General features: G+C 62.5%; 21 protein-coding genes and 1 pseudogene. 10 read left to right on the top strand and 12 right to left on the bottom strand.

What is annotated here, in order from left to right; translation table 11 throughout:
• The first annotated feature begins 154 nt into the window (after nucleotides 1-154).
• A complete protein-coding gene (locus tag B0G71_RS27510) occupies nucleotides 155-352 on the top strand; it encodes a hypothetical protein (protein ID WP_116145741.1) in 198 nt (65 codons plus the stop codon).
• Nucleotides 353-450: 98 nt separating this feature from the next.
• A complete protein-coding gene (locus tag B0G71_RS27505; RefSeq protein ID WP_116148925.1) occupies nucleotides 451-1,230 on the top strand; it encodes a hypothetical protein in 780 nt (259 codons plus the stop codon).
• A gap of 165 nt (nucleotides 1,231-1,395) precedes the next feature.
• Here the strand turns inward: B0G71_RS27505 and B0G71_RS27500 are convergent, their stop codons facing one another.
• Together B0G71_RS27500 and B0G71_RS27495 are read right to left on the bottom strand one after the other, a co-directional pair.
• Nucleotides 1,396-2,892 carry a HAMP domain-containing sensor histidine kinase gene (locus B0G71_RS27500; protein ID WP_116145739.1) on the bottom strand — a complete coding sequence of 499 codons (1,497 nt, stop codon included), beginning with the start codon at nucleotides 2,890-2,892 and terminating at the stop codon, nucleotides 1,396-1,398.
• Nucleotides 2,889-3,626, bottom strand: coding sequence for a response regulator transcription factor (locus B0G71_RS27495; protein WP_106277160.1), 738 nt, complete (start codon nucleotides 3,624-3,626; stop codon nucleotides 2,889-2,891). The genes B0G71_RS27500 and B0G71_RS27495 overlap by 4 nt, the downstream gene beginning before the upstream one ends.
• 266 nt (nucleotides 3,627-3,892) lie before the next feature.
• Here B0G71_RS27495 and B0G71_RS27490 point away from each other — a divergent pair, with 266 nt between their 5' ends.
• On the top strand, nucleotides 3,893-5,767 hold the full coding sequence (locus B0G71_RS27490) for a cytochrome c biogenesis protein DipZ (protein WP_116145738.1): 1,875 nt from the start codon (nucleotides 3,893-3,895) through the stop codon (nucleotides 5,765-5,767).
• A 55-nt stretch (nucleotides 5,768-5,822) separates the two neighbouring features.
• Nucleotides 5,823-6,563 (top strand): peptide-methionine (S)-S-oxide reductase MsrA, encoded by a 741-nt coding sequence (gene msrA, locus B0G71_RS27485; protein ID WP_116145736.1) that lies wholly within the window; start codon nucleotides 5,823-5,825, stop codon nucleotides 6,561-6,563.
• A gap of 1,436 nt (nucleotides 6,564-7,999) precedes the next feature.
• Here msrA and B0G71_RS42120 read toward each other — a convergent pair.
• Nucleotides 8,000-8,251, bottom strand: coding sequence for a hypothetical protein (locus B0G71_RS42120; RefSeq protein WP_258875672.1), 252 nt, complete (start codon nucleotides 8,249-8,251; stop codon nucleotides 8,000-8,002).
• 262 nt (nucleotides 8,252-8,513) lie between these two features.
• Here B0G71_RS42120 and B0G71_RS27480 point away from each other — a divergent pair, with 262 nt between their 5' ends.
• Nucleotides 8,514-10,283: a hypothetical protein gene (locus B0G71_RS27480; RefSeq protein ID WP_258875671.1), complete on the top strand. Its 1,770-nt coding sequence runs from the start codon at nucleotides 8,514-8,516 to the stop codon at nucleotides 10,281-10,283.
• A 170-nt stretch (nucleotides 10,284-10,453) separates the two neighbouring features.
• Here the strand turns inward: B0G71_RS27480 and B0G71_RS27475 are convergent.
• Nucleotides 10,454-10,669 (bottom strand): annotated as a pseudogene (locus B0G71_RS27475) (MerR family transcriptional regulator); the annotation flags it as partial.
• Between the two features lie 138 nt (nucleotides 10,670-10,807).
• On the opposite strand from B0G71_RS27475, the gene B0G71_RS27470 reads away from it, so the two are divergent.
• The 3 genes from B0G71_RS27470 to B0G71_RS27460 all read left to right on the top strand — a co-directional run bounded on the left by B0G71_RS27470 (nucleotide 10,808) and on the right by B0G71_RS27460 (nucleotide 14,266).
• Nucleotides 10,808-11,482 (top strand): HAD family hydrolase, encoded by a 675-nt coding sequence (locus B0G71_RS27470; RefSeq protein WP_106277169.1) that lies wholly within the window; start codon nucleotides 10,808-10,810, stop codon nucleotides 11,480-11,482.
• Nucleotides 11,483-11,849: 367 nt separating this feature from the next.
• Entirely contained in the window at nucleotides 11,850-12,812 is a 963-nt protein-coding gene (locus B0G71_RS27465) for a response regulator (protein WP_106277170.1), read from the top strand.
• Nucleotides 12,813-12,835: 23 nt separating this feature from the next.
• Complete coding sequence (locus tag B0G71_RS27460) at nucleotides 12,836-14,266, top strand: sensor histidine kinase (RefSeq protein ID WP_116145731.1); 1,431 nt, start codon at nucleotides 12,836-12,838, stop codon at nucleotides 14,264-14,266.
• 75 nt (nucleotides 14,267-14,341) lie between these two features.
• Here the strand turns inward: B0G71_RS27460 and B0G71_RS27455 are convergent, their stop codons facing one another.
• The 5 genes from B0G71_RS27455 to B0G71_RS27435 form a co-directional block, all read right to left on the bottom strand.
• Nucleotides 14,342-15,307: an alpha/beta hydrolase gene (locus B0G71_RS27455; RefSeq protein ID WP_116145729.1), complete on the bottom strand. Its 966-nt coding sequence runs from the start codon at nucleotides 15,305-15,307 to the stop codon at nucleotides 14,342-14,344.
• On the bottom strand, nucleotides 15,300-15,809 hold the full coding sequence (locus B0G71_RS27450) for a thioesterase family protein (RefSeq protein ID WP_116145727.1): 510 nt from the start codon (nucleotides 15,807-15,809) through the stop codon (nucleotides 15,300-15,302). The genes B0G71_RS27455 and B0G71_RS27450 overlap by 8 nt, the downstream gene beginning before the upstream one ends.
• Nucleotides 15,810-15,947: 138 nt before the next feature.
• Nucleotides 15,948-16,913: an L-carnitine dehydrogenase gene (locus B0G71_RS27445; protein WP_116145725.1), complete on the bottom strand. Its 966-nt coding sequence runs from the start codon at nucleotides 16,911-16,913 to the stop codon at nucleotides 15,948-15,950.
• Nucleotides 16,914-16,991: 78 nt separating this feature from the next.
• On the bottom strand, nucleotides 16,992-17,921 hold the full coding sequence (locus B0G71_RS27440; RefSeq protein WP_106277179.1) for a 3-keto-5-aminohexanoate cleavage protein: 930 nt from the start codon (nucleotides 17,919-17,921) through the stop codon (nucleotides 16,992-16,994).
• A gap of 41 nt (nucleotides 17,922-17,962) precedes the next feature.
• Nucleotides 17,963-18,928, bottom strand: a complete 966-nt coding sequence (locus B0G71_RS27435; RefSeq protein WP_116145724.1) for a choline ABC transporter substrate-binding protein — start codon at nucleotides 18,926-18,928, stop codon at nucleotides 17,963-17,965.
• Between the two features lie 342 nt (nucleotides 18,929-19,270).
• On the opposite strand from B0G71_RS27435, the gene B0G71_RS27430 reads away from it, so the two are divergent.
• Together B0G71_RS27430 and B0G71_RS27425 are read left to right on the top strand one after the other, a co-directional pair.
• Complete coding sequence (locus B0G71_RS27430; protein WP_116145722.1) at nucleotides 19,271-20,296, top strand: GlxA family transcriptional regulator; 1,026 nt, start codon at nucleotides 19,271-19,273, stop codon at nucleotides 20,294-20,296.
• Between the two features lie 109 nt (nucleotides 20,297-20,405).
• Nucleotides 20,406-20,732, top strand: a complete 327-nt coding sequence (locus B0G71_RS27425) for a DUF4148 domain-containing protein (RefSeq protein ID WP_116145721.1) — start codon at nucleotides 20,406-20,408, stop codon at nucleotides 20,730-20,732.
• Nucleotides 20,733-20,789: 57 nt separating this feature from the next.
• On the opposite strand, the gene B0G71_RS27420 is transcribed toward B0G71_RS27425, so the two are convergent.
• The 3 genes from B0G71_RS27420 to B0G71_RS27410 form a co-directional block, all read right to left on the bottom strand.
• Nucleotides 20,790-21,191 (bottom strand): helix-turn-helix domain-containing protein, encoded by a 402-nt coding sequence (locus tag B0G71_RS27420; protein ID WP_116148923.1) that lies wholly within the window; start codon nucleotides 21,189-21,191, stop codon nucleotides 20,790-20,792.
• 70 nt (nucleotides 21,192-21,261) lie between these two features.
• Nucleotides 21,262-21,687, bottom strand: a complete 426-nt coding sequence (locus tag B0G71_RS27415) for a DUF934 domain-containing protein (protein WP_116145719.1) — start codon at nucleotides 21,685-21,687, stop codon at nucleotides 21,262-21,264.
• Nucleotides 21,684-23,474: a nitrite/sulfite reductase gene (locus B0G71_RS27410; protein ID WP_116145718.1), complete on the bottom strand. Its 1,791-nt coding sequence runs from the start codon at nucleotides 23,472-23,474 to the stop codon at nucleotides 21,684-21,686. Before B0G71_RS27410 ends, B0G71_RS27415 begins: the two co-directional genes overlap by 4 nt.
• Nucleotides 23,475-23,495 lie beyond the last annotated feature (21 nt).

Below are 23,495 nucleotides of genomic sequence, written 5' to 3'. Positions count from 1 at the left end.
CGAACTCGACGTGAGTCGGCGTCAACACGCTCTGAACGGTTAAACCAGGGGAGTGGATGTCTTATTCCCGGCAGTGCGTTGAAAAATACGAGGGAATAATCACGTCGGATTCGGCGTCTTGCAGTGCGTGAAGACACGAATTGGGGTGAGCAAAATGAACATCATCGATATGGCCCGCGAATCGGGAATGGCCGTCATTCTCGACGCCCGGATCGGCCGGGAGGAGTACCACAGCGTATGCGGTTCGCTGTCGGCGCTGGAGAAATTTGCCGACGCTATCCGCCAGACGCCGGTGAATCACAAAACGGGTAGCGAGCGGCGGAAACGGCCTCTCACGCGAGGCCTGAAATGAATCGAACGCGTATTGCGACCTGGAAGCCGCTGTATTCGGCCGACATGCTGCGGGCCACCGGGCGCGCGCCGATTGCGCCTTTTCGGCGGCCGCTGGGTATGGTTGTTCGCGTGGCGAGGGAACCGGCTGTTCATACTCTGCTGCGCCGCTGTCAGCTAGTGTCCGGCGTGGTGCTGCTGGTCTATCTCTCCCTGCATCTGATCAATCACGCGCTCGGTATCTGGTCACTGGACCTTGCGGGTCGCGGTCTTGCGCTGGCTTTGCGGGTGTGGCGCAGTGTGCCGGGAACGGTGCTTCTCTATGGCGCGTCGCTATTGCATTTTTCGCTGGCGCTGCGAACGATCTACGGACGCCGTCACTGGAAAATGCCGCTCGCTGAATGGGTCCGGCTTTGGGCGGGACTGAGTCTGCCGCTGCTGTTGATCCGTCATGTGGTATCTACCCGGCTTGCCTCGTCGCTGTACGGATTCGAGCCGAACTACGAGCGCATTGTGATATCGCTCATCACCAGCGGCACGCAAGGTTTGCAGCTTGCACTGCTTGCGCCCGGCTGGGTGCATGGTTGTCTGGGACTGTGGCTGCGTATGCGTCATCGTGCCGGGGCGCGGCGCGCGAAACCTTATCTGATGGGGCTGCTCGTTGGATTGCCCATGCTGTCCGCCGCGGGTTTTGTTCGAATGAAGCAGGCAGTCCTCGCACTTTGCATCGGGCCATTGCGGACCGATCCCAAGCTGGTCGCGCATCAACTTTCACTCGATGCATGGCGCCACAACATTCTGATGCTGTATCTGTCGTTGTTGATCGGCGCCTTCGTGGCGGGTCAGCTACGCAACTGGCGGGAACGCCGGCAGCTTCGGAAGGCGGCGATGACCATCTGATGCCACCGTTCTGATACCCTGGTCCCTTCGACGACGCCACGCACTCTGCAAAATATTCCGCTGTGGCGCTGAACTCGTGGACTTTTTCGCGCGCAATGTAGGAGGCGGGCAAGCTGGGCGATGCCGACGATCGCAGCACCTCCCAGCGGAGCCAGGCGCCGTCCGTCACATCAGGACACCGGCGGAACTCGACCGGTTGACGGCCGTCGGCAATTCGAAGCAGAAGGTCGTGCCCGCTCCCGACGTGTCGAGCAAACGTATCTGGCTCCGGTTCAGTTGCAGCATGCGCTGGACGATCAGTAGCCCCAGTCCGCCGCCCCGATGCGCGCCGCCTGAGCTGAACGGGCGTTCGAACAGACCTTCGCGCTGTTCGGGCGGAATGCCCGGACCCGTGTCGGCGATCGTCACCGACACCTTGCCGTCCTTATGCGCGAGATCCACTTCGATCGATCCTCCAGTGGGCGTGTGGCGAATGGCATTGTCGAGCAGGTTCGTCAGCACGCGCTCGATCATGCCGAGATCGGCGCTGACATTCGGCAGGCGCGACGGAATATTCGCGCGCAACTGAATGTGCCGCGCCTCGGCCGGCAATTCGAATTTCTGAAACACGTCCTGCACCAGATCGACCAGCGAGAACTGTTCGAGCGCCGGCTGCACGTTGCCGTGTTCGAGTCTGGCCAGTTCAAACAGAGCTTGCGCCAGCCGGCCCACCTTGACGCTTTGCGCGAGCGCGATGGCCAGATAGCGTTTGCGCTCCGTTTCGCCGAGCGTGTCGGCCTTCAGCGAGAGCGTCTCGAGATAGCCGTGCAGCGAGGTCAACGGTGTGCGCAGATCGTGCGAAATATTGGCGATCAGTTCGCGACGCTGCTGGTCCTGTCGCGTCAGCGCTCGCCATTGTTCTCCGATGCGGTTCGCCATCTGCGCGAACGTCGCTTCAAGCACGGCGATTTCGTCGCGCCGACCGGCCGGCGACGAGCGCGGCACACTCGGCTGGGTGTCGGGCTCGCCCTCGGCGTCGAAGCGGCGCATGGCGTCGGTGAGGCGCCGCAGCGGGCGCGTGATCAGGCCGAATGCGGTCAAGCCGGCCAGCAATCCCAGCAGCGCGACCAGCGCCATCGACCACAAGGTAGTGCGCAGCACGGAACTGGCCGCCACGCGCGCGGCGAGCGCGTCGTGTTCCTCGCCGAGCAGGACCACGTAGATATAGCCGGACGGCGCCTGTCCGCCCAATTGCAGTGGCGCTGCGCTGAACACCTTTTTACCGTCGATGCTGCGCGGATCGTCGCCGAGAATCGGCAGCGCGTCTCCCGCGATGAATTGCCGGATCGGCGCAAGATTCACCTGTTCGCGCTTGACGTGTCCCGCGGGCGCGTCGTCGCCTTTAATGTGCCCTTGATTGTCGAGCAGGTACACCTCGACACTCGGATTCACCCTCATCAACTGGCCGAATAGCTGCCGGACCGCGTCGGGGCGCAAGCCATTGGCGTCCATCAACGAGTTGCCATGAGCGATATGGTCGGCGAGATTGCGCGACAGGCTCTGGATGACTTCTTTCTCGTGCAGATCGCTGGAACGGATCTGCAGGAACGCCGACGCGCCGCAGCATGCCAGCAGCAGCACCGAGAAAACGAGCGAGAGCCGCTGGGTCAGCGTCAGATTCACGATGGGTCCTTCGGTGCGCCGGCCGGCTCGCCGGGGACAGCGAGCTTGTAGCCGCGTCCCCAGACGGTCAGGATGCGCTCGGGTTGAGCCGGATCGGCCTCGATCTTCGCGCGCAGCCGGTTGATATGAGTGTTGACGGTGTGCTCGTAGCCTTCGTGCTGATAGCCCCACACCGCATTGAGCAGGTCCATGCGCGAGAACACTTTGCCGGGATGCTGCGCGAAGTAGTAGAGCAGGTCGAATTCGCGCGGCGTGAGTTCGATCGGCCTGCCGTCGACGGCGGCCTCGCGTGTCAACGGATCGATCGACAACCCCGCGATGCGCAGATTGCCGGCTTCGAGTTTCGAGTCTTTCGCCAGCGCGTCGACGCGGCGCAGCAGCGCTTTCACGCGCGCCACCAGTTCGAGCACCGAGAACGGTTTGGCGAGATAGTCGTCCGCGCCGAGTTCGAGGCCGAGAATCCGGTGCACTTCGCTCGACCTCGCGCTGGTGATGATGATCGGCGTATAGCGCGTCATCGCGCGGGCACGCCGGCAGATTTCCAGCCCGTCGACGCCGGGCAGCATCAGATCGAGAATCAGCGCGTCCCAGCCGCCTTGTTCCAGCAGGCGCAGCCCTTCATTGCCGTCGGCGCTGTGCACGACTTCATAGCGCTCGTCGCGCAGATGCAGGCTCAGCACGTTGGCGATGTCGACGTCGTCTTCCACGATCAGGATGCGCTTCGGATTGTCCATGGTGGGCTTGTGCCGCGGTTCAGGGAATGGTTGAGGAGGAAGGCCGGGCGCGGCCGCCGGGAAAAGCGGCCATGGCGCCATTGTGCAAAATTTCCGGGCCGCGAGTTATCACATTTAATTTAACTTTTCGTGAGGACTTCGACACCAGCGGCGCTCTAGGATGTGGGCACTTTCTGCAGTATCAGGTTTTGAATGAACTGTACGCCGGCTGCCGCGCGAGCCGGCGTGCCCACTTTAACCGACCTACACGAACGTTCGGAACTGACATGTTACTCATCGTTCTCGCCTATCTCGGCGGCGCCCTCACGATTCTCAGCCCGTGCATCCTGCCGGTGCTGCCGTTTGTTTTCGCGCGCGCCGACCAGCCTTTCGTGCGCAGCGGCTTGCCCTTGCTGGCGGGCATGGCGCTGACCTTCGCCCTCGTCGCGACGCTTGCCGCGGTGGGCGGCGGCTGGGTCACGCAGGCTAACCAGTACGGCCGCTGGGTGGCTATCGCGCTGCTGGCGATTTTCGGGCTGACGCTGCTGTTCCCGCGCTTCGCCGATCATCTGATGCGGCCGCTCGTCAGCGCCGGCAATCGCCTGTCGAACTTCGCGCAGGCCGACGGTCAGCAGGTCCGCGCGGGTTCATCGTTTCTGCTCGGCATTGCCACCGGCCTGTTGTGGGCGCCGTGCGCCGGTCCGATTCTCGGTCTCGTGCTGACGGGCGCGGCATTGCGCGGTGCAAGCGTCGGCACGACGTTCCTGCTGGTGGCCTACGCGGCCGGCGCGGCGACTTCGCTGGCGGTGGCGCTGCTGATCGGCGGCAAGGTGTTCACGGCGATGAAGCGTTCGCTGGGCGCGGGCGAATGGATCCGCCGCGGCATCGGCGCATTGATGTTGTGCGGCGTGGCGGCGATTGCGCTCGGTTTCGACACCGGCGTGCTCGCTCGCGTCTCGACGGTTGCGACTGGCGGCCTCGAACAGAAACTCGTCGATAAGCTGTCGCCGAACGCGGCGCCGGGCAAAGCGCCGGTCGCCGGCAATCCGGCCGATGCGTCCGGCGGCGCGATGGCGAGCGCCAACCTCGCGCCGCAATCGGCCGCTAACGCCGATTCGGATTCCACCGCGACCAATGCGGCGCAGGGCGGTGCGATGATGCGCACCGCCGCGGAGGCGGCGCCGCTGCCGGTCGAAGGCGCGCTCCCCCCGCTGGACGGCGCGGTCCAATGGCTGAATTCGCCGCCGCTCACCACGCAGGATTTGCGCGGCAAAGTCGTGCTGGTCGACTTCTGGACATACTCGTGCATCAATTGCTTGCGTTCGCTGCCGTATGTCAAAGCGTGGGCGCAGAAGTACAAGGATCAGGGGCTTGTCGTGATCGGCGTGCATGCGCCGGAGTTCGCCTTCGAACGCAATATCGACAACGTGAAGAAAGCCACGCACGACCTCGGTGTCGACTATCCCGTCGCGATCGACAACAACTACGCAATCTGGCGCGCGCTGAATAATCAGTACTGGCCCGCCCACTATTTCGTCGATGCGAAAGGGCAGATCCGCTATCACCACTTCGGCGAAGGCGATTACGCGGAATCCGAAAAGGTGATCCAGCAACTGCTGACCGAAGCGGGCCACGCGAATGCGTCGAAAGTGGCCATTGGTATCGCCAACGGCGGCGCGCAGGGCGTGCAGGCCGCGGCGGACAACGCCGATATGCAATCGCCGGAAACCTACGTGGGTTATCAGCGCGCGGAGAACTTCGCGTCGCCGGGCGGGGAAGTGGCGGACAAGACGCACGTGTATGCAGCGCCGCCGCAACCCGGCGTCGACGACTGGGGCCTTGCCGGTTCATGGAACGTGGGCGCCGAGCACGCCACGCTCGTGGCACCGGCGGGACGCATCGTGTATCGCTTTCATGCACGCGACCTGCACCTGGTGCTCGGTCCGGGCAAGGACGGCAAACCGGTGCGGTTTCGCGTGAGCGTCGACGGTGCCGCGCCCGGCGCGTCGCACGGCACGGACATCGCCGCCGATGGCAGCGGCACCGTGACCGGACAGCGTCTCTATCAACTGGTGCGCCAAACGGGCGAAGTCGGGGATCACACGTTCTCGATCGAGTTTCTGGACCCGGGCGTGCAGGCATTTGCTTTCACGTTCGGCTAAGCCGAAGCCGACGCAAGTGGCTCGACTCAACTCTTACTGACCTCAAGGACTGACCATGCGTACGATATCCACCAGCACAGCGTCGCCGCGGAGGCGTTTCTCCGTCACGCGAATCATGGGCCTCGTCGTCGTTGCTCTGGGCGCCGTGGCCGCGCAGCACGTCGCGCATTCCGCTGAAGCCGCCACGAAGATTCCCGCGCCCGTACAGGACGAGAAAGCCGCCGCGACGCATAGCGAAACGGCGGTGTTCGCCGGCGGCTGCTTCTGGGGCGTGCAAGGCGTGTTCGAACACGTGCGCGGCGTGAAGCAGGTCGCCTCGGGTTACACCGGCGGGGCGGCATCCACGGCGGAATACGAAACTGTCAGCGAAGGCGATACAGGACACGCGGAATCGGTGCAGATCACCTACGATCCGACGCAGATTACGTATGGCCGCTTGCTGCAGATATTCTTCTCGGTCGCGCACAATCCTACCGAGTTGGACTATCAGGGCCCCGACCACGGCACGCAGTATCGTTCGGCGATTTTTCCGGTGAATGCGGCGCAGCGCGGCATCGCGCAGTCGTATATCGCGCAGCTCGATAACGCCCATGTGTTTCCGGCCAAAGTCGTGACGCGCGTCGAAGACTTCAAGGGCTTTTATCCGGCGGAAAGTTATCACCAGAACTTCCTCGCATTGCATCCCGACTATCCGTACATTGCGATCAACGATCTGCCGAAAGTAACCGATCTGAAGCGGATGTTCCCGGATCTGTATCGCAACGATCCGGTGTTGTTCGCGACGGCGTCGCGGTAGGGTGTGGGCTGATGCGCCGCCACGGCCGTAGCCGTGGCGGCATGCGGCGCATTGATGGGAAGTAGTGGTTGAGCCGACACGCGCACGGCCGGATGCTTCCATACTGATGTAGCGGTCTGCTGCGCGATACGCTCAAGCTTTGTGAGTTGGGTAATGCTTGCTTGCGCATCACTTGCCGGCGGCGTTGCATGGGTGAAGGTGCTAGTCGAGCAGACGCTGCGTTGATCTTCGCTGGCAGCGGCGAAATCGACTCTTTACGGCAAGTCGAGGTAGTTCGTGATGCGAAGTAACCACTAGCCGCAGACGCCTCGATCTTTGCGTTCCGGTTGTTCCTCGCGGGCCGATTTTCCGATAAGAGGATGCGACACTATTTCTGCATTACATTCAGCTTATCGGTTTATGGTCGGCTAGCCGTCCCCGTAAGTGCACGAATATTTGTATTACGATTATACAAAATTGCACTATTCCAGATCCGCCTCCAGAAAGCGCCGTTAACCTCCTGACAAATCAAACAATTGCGTTTTAGTCGCTGCGGCGAGGCAGAGCTTTTCCATTCCTCTTCTTTTGGAAAAGCTTCAGACGATTACGAATGCATTCTTTTGCAATTGTCACTTATCACCCTCGGAACCGGACACGTTACGCGGATGAAACGTTTATAATTCGTCTGCCCAAAGGTTCTGTAACTAATACCGGGAAGATGGGTCGGGCGTCAACGCGTCTGTAACAGTTACAGATGGGTTGCTGCGCTGCGGCAAGTGCTGTTGTGGGCCAAGCAGCCTGGCGGATCACGGGTTTTTCGGTGGCACACCTGATTCGCGACGCGAGGGCGCACCTAGAGCACTGTCGAACCGGTGGTTCACGCCAATAACTTGCGGTCAACGGTGAACGAAAAAAATGATATTAATTTTTCGTCATCCTGAATTTTTTAAGCCGCGCATATTGGTGCGAAATTTGTTGATCAAACTGAGGTGCGCTGATCCGTCAGTGTGAGCCTCGCCAGATGTTCGCGTCGCGTCAGCGGCATGCATTGATCCTCGTCACGTTTGCCCGGTCATGCGATCGGCGGGATTCTCCATGCCGGTGTCGACTGCATCTTTCACGCAATCGGTGCGCGTTGCGCTCGAAAGCCGCTGTTGAAGATATCGATGTAGTCATTGTTGCGATTGTCGAATGATCGTCGTGCAATGTAATAGTAAGGATGACGTAATAAATAGAATGTTCGCCCGACGCTGGGAAAACATTTCGACTCGGCCGCTGTTCGGTGAAGTCGGAATGCGAGCGGAAGGCAGCGCGTCCGTCAGCGGATAGCGGCACATCAAAGCTTCATCAGCAACGAACGCGGTCAGCGCGTTCTCAGATTCACCTCTCTCTGGACTCAATAACGTCAAGGCGGGACGACTGATCGATCTTGCTGGCTTCTCGGGGGCAACCTGCTTTTAGCGAAACATACGGACAATGACGAGATACTTGAAACTATTGGGTGTTGCATCAGCAACAGTGTTGGCATCGTTTGCCGCGGAAAGCGCGCAGGCCCAGGCAAGCACCATCACGGTCTCCGGGCAGCAATACAAGTTGTGCGCGCAGGAGAACGGCAAGTGCTCGTTCCTTGGCACGGGCTCGGTGGTATTCGGTGCGGTCCCGCCCACGTCGCCCTCGGTGATGTTGAGCGCGCCGCGTACGTTCAGCAACGGCGTCGGCTGTTATGTCGGCGCCGTTTCGCAGTCGGACCCCGCGTACGGATATGGCAAGTCATGCTGGGTTAAAGCGGTTGCGGCAACGCCGACTCCGGCTCCTACCCCGACGCCCGCGCCGACGCCGACGCCGACTCCCACGCCGACGCCGACGCCAACGCCAACTCCCACGCCGACCCCGACTCCTACACCAACTCCGACACCCACTCCGACTCCAACTCCGAGCCCAACGCCGTCCCCCACGCCGGGCAACTCGGCCATGTCATGCAGCACGCCGACGCAAACGGCCGGTGGAACCGCGAACGGCGTGATCAGCGCCGACACGCCGACCACCGACGGTCTGCGCGTGTTCCAGAACAACGCTTCCTTCAAGCTGACGATCACCACGAACGCGCCGAGCGCGGATACCGTCGTCTGGTCCGTCGCGGATTCCAATGGCGCGATCAAGACGCAAGGCAGTTTTGCGGTCAAGGCCGGCGTACAAACCAGCACCATTCCGTGTACGTCGACGTGGTCAGGCTATGGCGCACTCACCGCCACTCTGCGTTCGAATGGCGGCACGTTGCCGAGAAGCGGCACGCGTCCGGTCGGCATCGCCACGTTCGGCGTGTTGCCGAATCTCAGTTCGGTATTGGGCACCGTGACATACGCGCACCAGGATCAGCACCGCTTCGGTATGCAGGGCTTCAACGGCAACATCGCCGCGCTGCACGCGCTGGGTATTTCGTGGACGATCGACGATCGTCAGGTTTCAGCCATGGAACCGAACGGCCCCAACACGTACGCGCCCAACGTGAATGACCTCGACCCGTTCTACAAGACCAATCCTGATCAGATGCGTATCGTGCGTCTGGATGGACTGCCGGCGTGGGACTCGAAGACCGGCCAGTTCAACGACAGCTATTACGCGCCGTCGAACATGCCTGAATTCAAGACCTTCATGAGCAAGGTCGGCACCGATACGAGTCTGATCCGCGCTGCCAACTACCCGAATCAGCAAAAGAACTACTATCAGGTGACGTGGGAGCCGAGCCTCGGCTGGGCGGATAGCGACGCGAACTTCGTCGCCATGTACAAGGCTGCCTACGAGGGCATTCACTCGACCGATCCGAATGCGGTCGTGATGGGCACCGGCAATCCGTTCGCTTCCAATTGCGATACCTGTACGACGGGCTATCTGCAGAAATTCGGCGCGCTCGGTCTGTGGAATTACATCGATGCGGTCGCAACGCACGGCTACTGGAATGCGGGCACGTACCCGGCTCATCCGCCCGAACTGCAGGATTCCGATCCGAGCACGGCGAACCAGGCCAACGCGCTCGATAATCAGATGGCGCAGCTGCGTTCAGTCATGCAGGCCGGCAAGCCGAACATGAAGCTCTTCTTCACGGAAGCCGGCGTGAGCTACGACCCGGGCCTCAACTACGGTCCGAATGTGCCGTCGCAGAACCAGTTGTTCGCGCATGCGGCAGTCGGCGTGCGAGCACACATCATCGTGCTTGGCGGCGGTGCGCAGGTGACGACGCTGTTCTACGGTCCGGACTATCCGGGCGAAGTGGGATACGGCTCGTTCTTCGACCTGAACAACGCACAAGGCGCCTTCGGTGCGACCAACCTTTCGCCGAAGCCCGAAGCGATGGCCTTCGCAACGATGACGCGCGTTCTCGACGGCACGAATACGCTGGGCCGCATCAAGGGCGCGCCCGCCGGTGTCTTCGCCTATGGGTTTCAGCAACTGGGCAACGGCAAGGTCGTGACCGCCGCGTGGACGCACAACAATGCGCAGTGGCCGGCAAGCAACGGCACCTATAGCCAGAGCTATTCGACGAGCTATTCGCTCCAGGTCGACAACGCCGGCACGTCGGGCAATGTGACGAAGATCGACGGTTACGGCAATGTCAGCACGGTGGCCTACACCAACGGTCAGGTCGCGCTGACGCTCACCGAAGTGCCGCAGTACATCGTGTCGAACAACGCCACGGTTGCCAAGGCCAATGCGACTGTTCCGCTCGGTTACACGGGGCAGTGACTGGCTCAATGAGCAGCTAGATAAGCGCGTCAACAAGCAGACTAATAAGCGCTGAAAAAAGATCGACGCGCCGCCGATATTAAAGGCGGCGCGTCGATTACGCATTTCTGCCACGTCGGCGACGGCATGAAGAACGTGAGCCCGGCGACGATCGGCACTCGCGGCGTCTACGGCTGTGTCAGGCAGGTCTGAATCTCGGCGAGCGCGAGTCCGAAACGGCGCAGCGCCCGGATCTGACGAAGCCGGGTGATGTCGTCGCGGTCGTAAAGCCGGCAGCCATTCCCGGCACGCCCCGAAGGCGTGAGCAATCTGATTGCGTCGTAATGGTGAAACGTGCGGCCGTTCAGTCCGCTGCGCTCGCAAACTCTTCCACTTTCAACCGCAATCGCCTCCAGTCAGTGTGCACATTGGATGTTAGGACCTCACGCTACGTGAGGGTCAAGGCGAATCGAGGCGGGATTCCCGCGACCGGCGAACCTCGGACATGGCATATTGGCGAAGCCAGTCATCAACAGGAGCACACCATGCGAATCCAGACCTCTTTCCTCTTCGATCTCGACGGGACGCTCGTCGACAGCGTCTACCAGCACGTGCTGGCATGGAAAGAAGCGCTCGACAGCGAAGGCATTCCCTTGTCGGTCTGGCGAATTCACCGCAAGATCGGCATGAGCGGCGGCCTTTTCACCCATCAGCTTCTGCGGGAAACGCACGGCGAAATCAGCGCCGACCGGGTCGAGCGTCTTCGTGAAGCTCACGCCGCCGCCTATCAGCGATTGCGCGCGCAGGTGTGTCCGCTGCCGGGCGCGCGGGCGCTGCTCGACGCGCTGACGCAGGCGGGAACACCTTGGGCGGTGGCGACCAGCGGCCGCATGGAGACGGCGGCGCTCAATCTGGAGGCGCTCGGTGTCGATCCCGCGAAGGCCGTGGTCGTCACGCGCGACGACGTCAAATATGCAAAGCCGGATCCGGACCTGTTCATCGCAGCGGCCGGGCGGCTCGGCGTACCGGTCGAAAACACCGTGGTGGTGGGCGACAGCATCTGGGACATGCTCGCGGCGCGGCGCTGCCGGGCGCTGGGTGTGGGCTTGCTGTCGGGCGGGTACGGCACGGAGGAACTCGAGCGCGCCGGCGCGTTGCGGGTCTACGACGATCCGGCCGATCTGCTGGAACATCTGGACGAGGTGGCGTCGCGGCCGTAAAGGTGGCCTCTAGTTGCAGATTGCCCAGAACGCATAGGCGCTGCCGTTGATCGCCGCGACGACTTCGCGCGATCGATGCCAGGGGCCTGTACTATATTGTTCAGCGGAAAACCGCCTCGGCGACCGGCGTGAGAGAATCCTGCCCATAGGCAGGTGCGAAGCGCGCCGGAATGGTCCATATGCGACCATGCGGGATCCGGAAGCGGCAAAATATATGACGCTCCCATGGGGCCGATGGCCGAGGCAGCGGGGCCCCATGTACTCGGGGATCCGCCGCGCCGCAAAGTGCCGCGCGGGTTGTTGTGACCCACGGCCGGCGGTCTGCCGCGGTTGTCCTCCAGAGGGGCGTGACGAACCACGTGAAACCATGAACAATTTTATTCGACCACCTGTTCTCCATCCGTCGACGGTTGTTTTCGTGGATGACAACGACAGCTATCTCGACGCGTTGCGGCGCTTCTTTCCGGATAGCGCCACCAATCTGTTTTTTACGCGGCCTCAAACCGCGCTTGCGTTCATTCGTCAGCACGCTCGCAAGAATTCGCTGGAGTTCGCGCCGGCGTCGGCATGCGTGAGCGAGACGGGTTTTGAGCGCTACATGGAGACCGCTGCGGAACGCGATATCCTGGCCCGCGGCTCCCGTTTCGCGGAAGTCGCGGCGGTCGTGGTGGATTTCGACATGCCGGGCATGAACGGCGTGGAATTCCTCTCGTCCATCTCCAATCTGCGTTGCGCGAAAGTGCTGCTGACCGGGGTCGCGGACGAAACCGTCGCGGTCAAAGCTTTCAATGCGGGCATCGTCGATTTATACCTCAGAAAAACGGATACCGACTCCGCCAACCGGCTGGCCCATTTCCTGACGGACGCCAAGGCCAGGCACTGTTCGGAAGGCGGCTGGCTCGCGTTGGGCGAGAACGGCCTGACGTATTGCGACCCGCGAACGCGTAAGGTCATCGACGAGGTGGTCGCCGCGAACGGTATCGTCGAATATTACTGGCGCCCGGAGCAGGACGCCATTCTGATGTTCGATCGCGCCGGCAACCCGAGCGTTTTCGTCGCGTGGGCCGAGCACGACTGGATCTCGCAGGGCGAAATCGTCGCGGACGAGGACGGCCCGGCCGACCTTCTCAAGCAAATGGCGGTGCGCGAGGTGATGCCGATCTTCTGGCCGAACCTGGCCTACCGCTCCGGCATGACCGTCAAGACGCTGACGCCGCAAACCATTCCGGGCTGGGACGACGTTTTCTATTGCTGGACCCCGATCGACAGGGCCGACGTGGGCATGGACCTGATGACGTTCGCGCAATGGCGGAAGGAACGGACTCGCTAAAGTCTGCCGGGACGTCAAGCCACATGTACGCCATTCCGACTGCCTGCGTGTCCGCGATGTTCGTGGTGTTCGGCCTATACGTCCTGATTACGCAAGGCGCGACGCGTTTGTTCACGCCGTTCATCCTGATGTGCGTCTCGACCTTCGCGTGGCAAGGCGCATGGACACTGCTGTTTCAGACAGACAACCCACACACCGCGGACCTGCTGGTCAGGGGCGGGTATCTCTTCATTCTTTTTTTACCCACAACGTTCTACCACTTCGTGACGGAAGTGGCGGCGCAGCGCCGTGAGCGGCCGATATTGTTCGCGTCGTACGGGCTGTGTTTCGTTCTCGCGATCCTGCTGCCCGGCAACGAAGTGGTGGCGGGCTATCGGCATTTCTTCTTCGGCTACTATCCGGTCGCCGGCCCGCTGCATCCCGTGCACGTGGTGCAGACCGTGTTGCTGGCCGGCCGCAGCGCTCAGCTTCTGCTCGCCGCGCGCCAGAAGGCGGAGGGTGACGCGCGCCGGCGCCTCGATCTGTGTCTGGCGAGCCTTTGCCTGTACTCGTTCGCCGCGATGGATTACGCCGTCAATTACGGCTTCGGGTTTTATCCGCCTGGCGTCCTGTTCATCGGCCTGAGCCTCGGGCTGCTGGCAATCACCATCGTGCGCTATCACCTGATTCACCCGTATGCGGTGGCGGCGACCATCGCGCATGAAATTTCGACGCCGCTCGCCACCATCGGTATGCACGCCGACGAAATCGCCAGCGTTTGGGGGCACGTGTTCAAAGGGTATCGAACAGCTGTGACGCACGGGCTGTATGACGATCACGACGAGTCCGGACAGTCCGAACGCATCGGCCAGCTGGCAACGGCAATCCGGCGCGAAGTCTCCGGCACCAGCGCGATGGTCGAAATGGCGCTCGCGTCTTTCACGCTCGATCGTCTGGACCGCGGCGACTTCAGCCGGCATTCCGTGTATCAGTGCGTGATGTCGGCGCTGGAACGGTATCCGTTCAGCGGCCGCGAGCGTGAACTTGTCACGGTAAAGCCCATCGATCCGGCCATGTCGTTTGCGGGCTCGGATACGGTCGTGGTTTTCGTGCTGTTCAATTTGCTGAAAAACGCGTTGTATGCCATTCGCGTGGGCGGCGATGGCGACATCACGATCAGTGCTGTTCAGGATCGGGACTTCTGCGTGCTGCAATTCCGCGACACCGGGCCGGGCATTGCGCCCGACGTCCTGCCCTATATCTTCGACGCCTTCTTCACGACCAAGCGGCACGGCAGCGGCGCGGGCATGGGACTCGCGTTCTGCCGTCGCGCAACGGAACTGCTGGGCGGGAGCATCGAGTGCAGTTCGATACGCGGCGTCCACACGACCTTCACCGTGCGGTTGCCGGCGCCGGACACGCCCGCCGATCGCGCATTGCGCAAGACACCGGCGCGTTCGCTTCGCCGAAGTTAGAGTTGACAGGCCGCTCACAGGTTGAAACCGGTGGCCGTAGCGGCTGATTATCCGGCGGCCTGAACCGGAGAGGCGCTAACGACCGGCCGCCGCCGACGCTCGCGTCACATGGGCGGACAGAAAACGGCACACTTCCTCATGCAGCTTCTGTACGCCGGGGCTCGATTCGATGGCGCGCCAGCACCCATGCACGAGCCCAGCGCCGATCAGAAGCGTCGCCTCGCCGCCAGCCGCGCTAATACGCTCGGCAAACACGCGCGCGTCGTCCCTCAACGGATCATGTTCAACGCCGATCGCCAGCGTCGGCGGAAGGCCGTCGTAACGTGTTGCATCGAGCGGGATCGTCCACGCGGGGTAGGGCGGGTGGGTGCCCCAATACAGATCGCGGAACGCATGAACGTCGGTTAGCGTGAGCATCGGCGCGTGTGCTTCGCTTTCGCGCGCGGGCGACTGCGGCTCGGTGCCGAGCATCGGATAAACCAGCACAAGACCGCTTATGCCTTGCACCGCTTCGTCGCGCAGCCGCATCGCCACGCTGGCCGCGAGCGTGGCGCCGGCACTGTCGCCCGCCAGTTGCAGCGGAGCGCCGGCACGCAGATCGAACGGCAAGCGCCCTGCCAAAGCGGCGAGCGTCACCTCCATGCAATCGTCATGCGCGGCCGGCGCGGGGTGTTCGGGAGCCAGCCGGTAGTCGACCGCGATCACGTCGAGACCGGTGTCCGCGGAAAGGCGTGCGGTTACGAGCTGATGACTATCCAGCGAGCCGAGCACGAAGCCGCCGCCGTGAAAGTACAGCACGGCGCCACGCGCCGCCTCATGATACGTTGCGCGGTTCCGGTATAGCCGCAGCGCGATCGAATGGCCCGCGCCGGTTCGGAATTCGGCGTCTTGAGTCACGACTTCATCGGGAAGCGCGGGTGTGACCGCCGCCGCGTACTCGTCGTAGATCCTGCGCTGTTCAGCCGGCGTCAATGAAGTCGAATGCCCCGGATAAATCGCGGCGGCTCTTTCGATGAACGCGGCCATTTCCGCTTCAACCATGCTCACTCCCACTCGGCTTCGTTTTCGCCGGCAAGCCGATCACGCGGCCGACAAAGGCGGCGGGCGGCAGTGCGGCATGCGCGTCGGCCAACGCCTGCACACGCGCCGCGACATCCGGATCGAACGCGGCGGCGCGCGGGCCGCCGGTATCCACGTGCAGCAACATCTGCTCGCCTGCCGCCACCGGTTCGCCGCCGTCGCCGGAGAACATCTCGAGGTACAGATGCAGCCGCCTCGCATCGTGCCCGAGCACGCGCATGTCGACGCGCACCTGCGCGCCTTCCTTGATCTCGTGCAGATAGTTGATATGCGCTTCGAGCGTATAGATCGAGCGCCGGCGTTCCTTGCGCACGGCGTCCGGCAAACCGATCAGGTCGATCAGGGAGTCAGTCGCGAAGCTGAAGATCAGCATGTAGAACGCGTCGCGCAGATGGCCGTTGTAATCGACCCAATCGGCGCGCACCGTGTCACGATAGTCTGGTAGGGCAATGGGTTGCGGCATCGGCAAAATCGTCTCCCTCATTCGTATCAAAGGTGGCGGCTGCGCGCGGGCTTTCCGCCGCCTCTGTGCCCGGCGATCTGTGCGCGCTTTCCTCCGTTTCGCGGTGGCAGGTCCTGCCGCACCTCCGCGCGCTCGCCCTCAGTCAGCCGGCAGCAACCCATGCCGCGCCTTCGCCTCCGCAATCGCCGTCAGCACGCTCGTAATGCAATCGTCGCGGTAACGTTCGAGCTGTTTGATCGAGCGCGGCCCGACCTGCTCGGCGGTGCCGTCCACGACCCGGTCGATCAGTTCATCCGTCAGCTTCGGCGCCACCAGTTTAGTCCAGGGCAGCTCCAGCGCGGGTCCGAATTGCTGCATGAAATGGCGCATGCCCGCGTCGCCGCCGGCCAATGTGTACGTCAGGAACGTGCCCATGAACGACCAGCGGATGCCCGCGCCGAAGCGGATCGCGTCGTCGATTTCGCCGGTGGTCGCCACGCCCTCGTTGACCAGATGCAAGGCTTCGCGCCACAGCGCTTCCAGGAGACGGTCGGCGATGAAGCCCGGCACTTCCTTGCGAACCCGCAGCGGTCGCATCGACAGCGCACGATACACCTGCAGCGCGGCGTCGATGGTTTCCGGCGCGGTGTTTGCGCCGCCCAGTACTTCGACGAGCGGCAGCAGATACACTGGATTGAACGGATGCCCGACGATGCAACGCTGCGGATTCACCGCCCGTGCATAAAAATCACTCGGCAACAGGCCCGACGTCGATGAAGCGATGATCGCATCCGGCTTTGCCGCGCGGCTGATCTGTTCGTGCAGCGAGAGCTTCAATGCCTCGCGCTCAGGCGCGCTTTCCTGAATGAAATCCGCCTGCCCGACGCAGGCTTCGATCGTATCGACGAAACGCAATCGCTCCGGCGACGCGCCCGCAACGAGCCCTACGCGCTGCAGCGCCGGCCACGCGTTCGCGACGTTCTCGCGCAGCTGCTTCTCCGCGCCCGGCGCCGGGTCCCACGCGATGACATCGAGCCCGTGCGCGAGCGCGCGCGACACCCAGCCGCTGCCGATCACGCCCACGCCGATTGCCGCGAATGTTTTGATATCGACGATCACTGCCATTGCTGATGTTTCCTTTGCCTGTGTGTTGTCTGGTTTCGAAGCGAGTTGCATCGAGCCGGGTGAATCAAGCCAGCTGAATCAGGCGTACTGTCCCGCCGCACGCCGCTCCAACTGACGCTCGCCACGCGCGGGCAGGCCGAGCTTGCGGCGCCCTTCGGCGGGTGTCAGCGCGCGCGCGCCGAGCCGTTCAATAATTTCGACCGCGCGCTGCACCAGCGTGCCGTTGGTTGCAGGCACACCTTTGTCGAGCCAGATGTTGTCTTCGAGGCCGACGCGTACGTGGCCGCCGAGCAGCATCGCCTGCGCGACCATCGGCATCTGCATGCGGCCGATGCCGAAGCCCGCCCATTGCGCGCCGGGCGGCAGGTTGTCGGCCATCGCTTTCATGGTGGTCGTGTCGGCGGGCGCGCCCCAGGGAATGCCGAGGCAGATCTGAAACAGCGGCGGCGCGTCGAGCAGTCCTTCCTTGAGCAATTGCTTCGCGAACCACAAATGCCCGGTATCGAAGATCTCCAGTTCAGGCTTCACGCCGAGTTCCTGGATGCGCCGCGCGCCGGCCCGTAACTGTGCGGGCGTCGACACATAGATGTAGTCGCCGTCGCCGAAATTGAGCGTGCCGCAATCGAGCGTGCAGATTTCCGGCAGCAGTTCCTCGACATGCGCGAGGCGCGTGAGGCCGCCGACCAGATCCGTGTTCGCGCCGAAGCGCATCGGGTCTTCGCCCGGACCGATCTCCAGATCGCCGCCCATGCCGGCTGTCAGGTTGATGATCACGTCCGTGCCCGACGAGCGGATGCGGTCGACCACCTCGCGATACAGCTGCGGATCGCGGCTGCCTCGTCCGGTTTTCGGATCGCGCACATGGCAGTGCGCAACGGTCGCGCCGGCCTTCGCGGCTTCGATGGCGGCCTCGGCGATTTGCTTCGGCGTGACGGGAATGGCCGGATGCTTGCCGACGGTATCGCCTGCGCCGGTGACCGCGCAGGTCACAATGACTTCATGATTCATGCGAGCTGGTTCCTGTGGATTGATATGCGCGACATTCGGAGTCAAAGACCCAGATAGGCCTTGACCGCGGGCAAGCCATCCTTGCCGTCGTAGGTCTTCACGCCGGCAAGCCAGGCATCGAGTACCTGCGGGTTTTTCTTCAGATATGCCTTGGCGGCGTCGGCGGGCTTTTCCTTGTTCATCACCGATTGCATCACTACGTTTTCGAGCTGCGTCGAAAAGCGCAGATTGCTCACGAGCTTGCCCGCATTCGGGCAGCGCGTCAGGAAGTCGGGGGACGTCAGCGTATAAACGCGTGCTTCGCCGTCGTTCGGGCCGAATACGCCGTCGCTGCCGGTGAGGTATTTCATGTCGATCTGGATGTTCATCGGATGCGGTTCCCAGCCGAGAAACACCACCCATTTCTTCTCACGGATCGCGCGATCGACCGAGACCAGCATGCCTGCTTCACTCGATTCGATCAGCTTGAAGCCGCCGAGGCCGAACTGATTGTTGGCGATCATCTTCAGGATCGCCGCGTTCGCGCTGCTGCCGGGTTCGATGCCGTAGATCTTGCCGTCGAGCTGGTCGCGGTGTTTGGCGATGTCGGCGAAGGTCTTCAGGCCCGCGTCGTATTCATAGCTCGGCACGGCGAAGGTGGCCTTGGCGCCGGTCAGGTTGGGCGGCTGCAGCACCTGGATCGATTTCGAATCGACGAACGGCGCGATCGCCTTTTCCTGCACCGGCCACCAATAGCCGAGCGACACGTCGAGTTGTTTGCTCTTGAGGCCCGCGAACGAGATGGGCACGGAGGCGACGGTCGTCACCGGCTGATAGCCGAGCCCTTCGAACACGGTCGAGGCGAGCGCGGTGGTCGAGGTGATGTCGGTCCAGCCGATATCGGCGAAATGCACCGCGCGGCAGGCGGCGGGATCCTGCGCGAACGCGGGTAGCGCGGTAACAGCGGCGCCGACGGCCGCCGCGAGACACGCAAGATGGGCAAGCAGGGTTTTGATGCGCAACTTCATGACGTTCCCTCTTCTGACTCGGGTGACAACGTGTTTCGAACCGGGCCGCTTCGCCTGAGCGAACGACATGAAGCGAAGCGGCCCCCGGACATGCGATACCGCTTGTGTGATGCCTAACTGCACGAATGACGTAACGTTAATGCCCCATATTCCAGCTAAAGCGACCGCCAGCGACCGGTTCTTGCTCCCACGCGACCATGAAGGAAAACCTGTGCCGTGCACATTGCGATGCAACATCGGGTTCGCGCGAATTTTGGCGCGCCTTGCCTGCTTGGCTGCTGCTTGCTACGCTCGCCGGGAACCCGCGTCCGCCTGCGTTTTTCCTGATCGAGTCCGAGCACGATGCCCGAAGATATGTCGTTCCTGTTGCTGCCGGGCTTTTCGGCGATCGGTTTCATGTCGGCAGTGGAGCCTTTGCGCGTGGCGAACCGCTTTCGCGGCGATCTGTACCGCTGGCGCATTCTGAGTCTCGACGGCGCGCCGGTGGCCGCCAGCAACGGCATTTCAATCAACGCGGATGCGGCCATCGGCGACGTCGATGCGACGCGCACGCTTTTCGTCGTCGCGGGCTTCGAGCCGCTCGCCTGCTACACGCGCGTGCTGGGCGATTGTCTGAAGCGCCTCGCGCGCGCGGGCGCGACGCTCGGCGGTATCGACACCGGCAGCTTCGTGCTCGCGGAAGCCGGGCTCCTCGGCGGCGCGGATAGCGTGACTGTGCACTGGGAAGCGCTGTCGGCATTCCGCGAGCGCTATCCGTCGCTCGATGCGAGCCAGGAACTGTTCGAAATCGGAGCGCGGCGCATTACATGCGCAGGCGGCACAGCGTCGATCGACATGATGCTCGACCTGATCGGCCGCGAGCATGGCGCTGCGCTGGCCTCGGCCGTCTCGGAGCAATTCGTGGTGAGCCGTATCCGGCAGCGCTCGGACCATCAGCGCATGGAGGTCGCGGCGCGCTACGGCGTGCACAACCGCAAGCTGATTCAGGTGATCGGCGTGATGGAACAGCATATGGAGGAGCCGCTCACGCCGGACCAGCTCGCGCGGGAAATCGGCGTTACGCGGCGGCAACTGGAGCGGCTGTTCTGCGCGTCCCTGAAGGACACGCCAACGCATTTCTATCAGCAGTTGCGCCTCACGCGTGCGCGCGAACTGCTGCAACAGACCGACATGTCGATTACTTCGATTTGCGTGGCATGCGGATTCGAATCGCCTTCGCATTTTTCGCGGACCTACCGCGCGCGTTTCGGCGCGAGCCCGAGAAGCGACCGGCAAGGGACGGGCGGCCGAAATGCCGGTGAACTGGCGCCGTCGCCGGGGCAAAACCTTATGTCCGCGCCCCAGTTATCCCATTTATCGCAACAGTGAATTCGACGATTGGGGGTTTACCCTATATTCATTGACTCCTAGACTGCCTCCATACGCTGCAGACACAGGTTCGCAGCATGGCAAAAAACAATCTCTGGAGGTAGGTGTCATGAAATCCCTGATCGAAGCTGTTGTTATCGCCGCTCTCATTTCCGCTCCGCTGGCCGCTTTTGCTCAACCGAATCAGCCGGTTACTCGTGCTCAAGTGCGCGCCGAACTGATCCAGCTGGAAAAGGCCGGCTACAACCCGGCCACCGCGAACGACGAAGAATATCCGTCCAACATTCAGGCTGCGGAAGCGCGCGTCGCCGCACAGAAGAGCGCTGCCCAGACAAGCGGTTACGGTTCGGCCACCAATGGTTCGTCGCAGGCAGGCAGCCGTTCGGACACGACGAACAGCTCGTACTCGGCGCCGGTTGTGAACTACGGTCGTTAATCGATCGCGTAGGGTGTAGTAGCTGTAGCGGGGCGCTGGATCGTGGTATTCCAGCGCCTATGAAACGGCCTGACGCGTGCACCGCCCGATCTTTTGGTCATACGCGTGATTACTGGCCTCGATGGAGTCGATAGAACGTTCGGCCCATTGCTTCAATTCGGTGACGATTGGCAGCGCGGTGCGAGCGAGTGCGGTTAAGCCATACTCGACACGCGCCGGGTGCCGGTCGTCGACGCATCGCTCGACAAGCCCGTCCCTTTCCATCGCTCTCAATGTCTGAGAAAGCATCTTGTCTGAGACGCCGTCCAAACGACGCCTGATCTCGGCAAAGCGCAAATGCTTTTCTCGCAGCGCGATCATTACCAAGACGGTCCACTTCTGACCGAGACGTGCGAGAGCGAGTCGCGACGGACAAGCTCCCGAAAATGCATCTGGCGACGATACGCCATGTCGCGGCATAACCTGCTTTGCGCAGTTGTCCGCGGATATTGGCGGAGTTGCGGACACCACACGCATGTCTCTCGCGCCGTCACTCATCCTTATTCCCGATGTCCGAACGCGCAAAGGGCGCGTCGTGAATAACGTCGCCCTGATAGAACGCAGGGAAGCGGTCGAGTTGGCGCTGCGCGTCCTCTGGATTGATACCGTCTTTCAATACCGCACTCGAAAACCCGGTTCGCTCCATCTGAATCAACTGATCGACGAGCACGTCGCCGGTCGCCCGCAAATCGCCTTTGAAGCCGAGCCTGCGGCGCAGGAGATACGCCTGACTGTAGGCCCGTCCATCGGTGAAGTTGGGGAAGTGCAACTCCACGCGTGCGGCAGTCGCGATCAGCTCCTTTTGCTCGGCCGGGTCTGCGTCGTTTGCCAGAGAAACAACCTGCCGGGATGCGGTTGATGCGTCCGATGCGTGCTCGGCCAGCGTGATCAGCCTGATACGTGTCGAGCCGTTCATGCCGTTTTCTCCATCAGTGTGCGTACGCGATCCGCGGCTGTCCTGAACGGTTCGATGCCTGCCCGTCGAACAGTTTCGACGAACGACTCGCGCCGCCCGCCAACGGTCGCCCGAATGTCGAGATAGGCAGACAGCAGCGCGTCGATGACCTCGGGCACTTCAGCGGCGGAAAACGACGGGCCGATGACCTTGCCCGCTTGCGCGCGACCACTGGCGTGCGAGCCGTCCGAGCCGCCCAGCGTCACCTGGTACCATTCCTTGCCATCCTTGTCGACCCCGAGGATGCCGATGTGCCCGCTATGATGATGGCCGCACGAATTGATGCAGCCGCTGATATGCAGATCGATATCGCCGATGTCATTGAGTTCGTCCAGATCCTGATAGCGCTCGGTAATCGCCTCGGCAACCGGAATGGAACGGGCATTGGCGAGCGCACAGAAATCGCCACCCGGGCAGGCGATCATGTCGGTCAGCAGATTCACGTTGGCGCTCGCGAGTCCCGCCTCGCGCGCGGCTTGCCAGAGCGGCAGGAGGTCGTTGACATGCACCCACGGCAACACGACATTCTGCGTGTGGGTGACGCGCGCTTCGCCCGCCGAGAACCGCTCGGCCAGGTCGGCCACGCGATCGAGCTGTTCCGCCGATGCATCGCCGGGCGCTTGCAGAAGACGTTTGAACGAGAGCGTGACGATCCGCAAGCGCTGGTTCCTGTGCGGCGAGACATTGCGCTGGAGCCAGCGTTCGAATTGCGGCGTCTCGATCGCTACGGCGTTCGACGTTGCGATCGCTTCGATGTCGATCGGCGCATCCACGGAAGGCTTGGAGGGTAGAGCGAAGCATGCGCTGACGCGTTCGAGTTCCGCCAGCGGAATCGTGTGCGGACCGCCGTCGTGCTCGACGATCTGGCGGAACTCTTCTTCGACGCCGTCGATGTAACGTTGACCTTCCGCCTTCACCAGAATCTTGATCCGAGCCTTGTACTTATTGTCACGGCGTCCGTACTGGTTGTAGACGCGCACCACCGCTTCGATGTAATTCATGATGTGCTGCCATGGCAAAAACTCGCGCAACACAGTGCCGATCACGGGAGTGCGGCCCATGCCGCCGCCCACCGTGACGCGAAATCCCAGTTCGCCCGCTTCGTTACGCAGCAGACGAAGGCCGACGTCATGCCAGTCCGTCGCGGCGCGGTCTTCGCTCGCGCCGGTGATCGCGATCTTGAACTTGCGCGGCAGGAACGCGAACTCGGGATGGAGGGTCGTCCATTGCCGCATGATTTCAGCGAACGGACGCGGGTCGGCGATTTCGTCAGGCGCAACGCCCGCGCGTTCGTCGCAGGAAATGTTGCGGATGCAGTTACCGCTTGTCTGAATGCCGTGCATGTTCACGCTGGCGAGCAAGTCCATCACGTCCGCGGCTTTCGAGAGCGGAATCCAGTTGAACTGCACGTTGGTGCGCGTCGTGAAATGCGCATAGTTCGTGGGCAGGCGGACGGTGCCGAGCTTGCGCTGCGCCTCGCTGGCAAGACGGTAGACCTCGGCCTCCGGCTCGTCGTATTCGCGCGCAATCCTGGCGAGCATGCGCAACTGCCTGCTCGACAACTCGCCGTAGGGGATCGCCACGCGCAGCATCGGCGCATGCCGTTGCACGTACCATCCGTTCTGAAGACGCAACGGACGAAAGTCGTCCTCGCTCAGCTTGCCGGACTGCCAGCGTTCGAGCTGGTCGCGAAACTGCGCAGCGCGGCTGCGCACGAATGATTGGTCAAACTCGGTGTATTGGTACATGGTCCGGTGCGACGACCGCCC

Origin of the sequence: Paraburkholderia sp. BL27I4N3 (genome assembly GCF_003386115.1) — a bacterium.
Classification (GTDB): Bacteria; Pseudomonadota; Gammaproteobacteria; order Burkholderiales; family Burkholderiaceae; genus Paraburkholderia.
The sequence above is the reverse complement of the archived record's forward strand: the minus strand, read 5'-3'. Positions and strand labels throughout refer to the sequence as shown.

What these genes read in the sequence shown, in the direction of transcription:
- B0G71_RS27510 (WP_116145741.1), top strand. Translation starts at nt 155, where the DNA reads ATGAACATCATCGATATGGCCCGCGAATCGGGAATGGCCGTCATTCTC.
- B0G71_RS27505 (WP_116148925.1), top strand. Translation starts at nt 451, where the DNA reads ATGGTTGTTCGCGTGGCGAGGGAACCGGCTGTTCATACTCTGCTGCGC.
- B0G71_RS27495 (WP_106277160.1), bottom strand. Translation starts at nt 3,626, where the DNA reads ATGGACAATCCGAAGCGCATCCTGATCGTGGAAGACGACGTCGACATC.
- B0G71_RS27490 (WP_116145738.1), top strand. Translation starts at nt 3,893, where the DNA reads ATGTTACTCATCGTTCTCGCCTATCTCGGCGGCGCCCTCACGATTCTC.
- msrA (WP_116145736.1), top strand. Translation starts at nt 5,823, where the DNA reads ATGCGTACGATATCCACCAGCACAGCGTCGCCGCGGAGGCGTTTCTCC.
- B0G71_RS27480 (WP_258875671.1), top strand. Translation starts at nt 8,514, where the DNA reads ATGTCATGCAGCACGCCGACGCAAACGGCCGGTGGAACCGCGAACGGC.
- B0G71_RS27470 (WP_106277169.1), top strand. Translation starts at nt 10,808, where the DNA reads ATGCGAATCCAGACCTCTTTCCTCTTCGATCTCGACGGGACGCTCGTC.
- B0G71_RS27465 (WP_106277170.1), top strand. Translation starts at nt 11,850, where the DNA reads ATGAACAATTTTATTCGACCACCTGTTCTCCATCCGTCGACGGTTGTT.
- B0G71_RS27460 (WP_116145731.1), top strand. Translation starts at nt 12,836, where the DNA reads ATGTACGCCATTCCGACTGCCTGCGTGTCCGCGATGTTCGTGGTGTTC.
- B0G71_RS27455 (WP_116145729.1), bottom strand. Translation starts at nt 15,307, where the DNA reads ATGGTTGAAGCGGAAATGGCCGCGTTCATCGAAAGAGCCGCCGCGATT.
- B0G71_RS27450 (WP_116145727.1), bottom strand. Translation starts at nt 15,809, where the DNA reads ATGCCGCAACCCATTGCCCTACCAGACTATCGTGACACGGTGCGCGCC.
- B0G71_RS27445 (WP_116145725.1), bottom strand. Translation starts at nt 16,913, where the DNA reads ATGGCAGTGATCGTCGATATCAAAACATTCGCGGCAATCGGCGTGGGC.
- B0G71_RS27440 (WP_106277179.1), bottom strand. Translation starts at nt 17,921, where the DNA reads ATGAATCATGAAGTCATTGTGACCTGCGCGGTCACCGGCGCAGGCGAT.
- B0G71_RS27435 (WP_116145724.1), bottom strand. Translation starts at nt 18,928, where the DNA reads ATGAAGTTGCGCATCAAAACCCTGCTTGCCCATCTTGCGTGTCTCGCG.
- B0G71_RS27430 (WP_116145722.1), top strand. Translation starts at nt 19,271, where the DNA reads ATGCCCGAAGATATGTCGTTCCTGTTGCTGCCGGGCTTTTCGGCGATC.
- B0G71_RS27425 (WP_116145721.1), top strand. Translation starts at nt 20,406, where the DNA reads ATGAAATCCCTGATCGAAGCTGTTGTTATCGCCGCTCTCATTTCCGCT.
- B0G71_RS27420 (WP_116148923.1), bottom strand. Translation starts at nt 21,191, where the DNA reads ATGCCGCGACATGGCGTATCGTCGCCAGATGCATTTTCGGGAGCTTGT.
- B0G71_RS27415 (WP_116145719.1), bottom strand. Translation starts at nt 21,687, where the DNA reads ATGAACGGCTCGACACGTATCAGGCTGATCACGCTGGCCGAGCACGCA.
- B0G71_RS27410 (WP_116145718.1), bottom strand. Translation starts at nt 23,474, where the DNA reads ATGTACCAATACACCGAGTTTGACCAATCATTCGTGCGCAGCCGCGCT.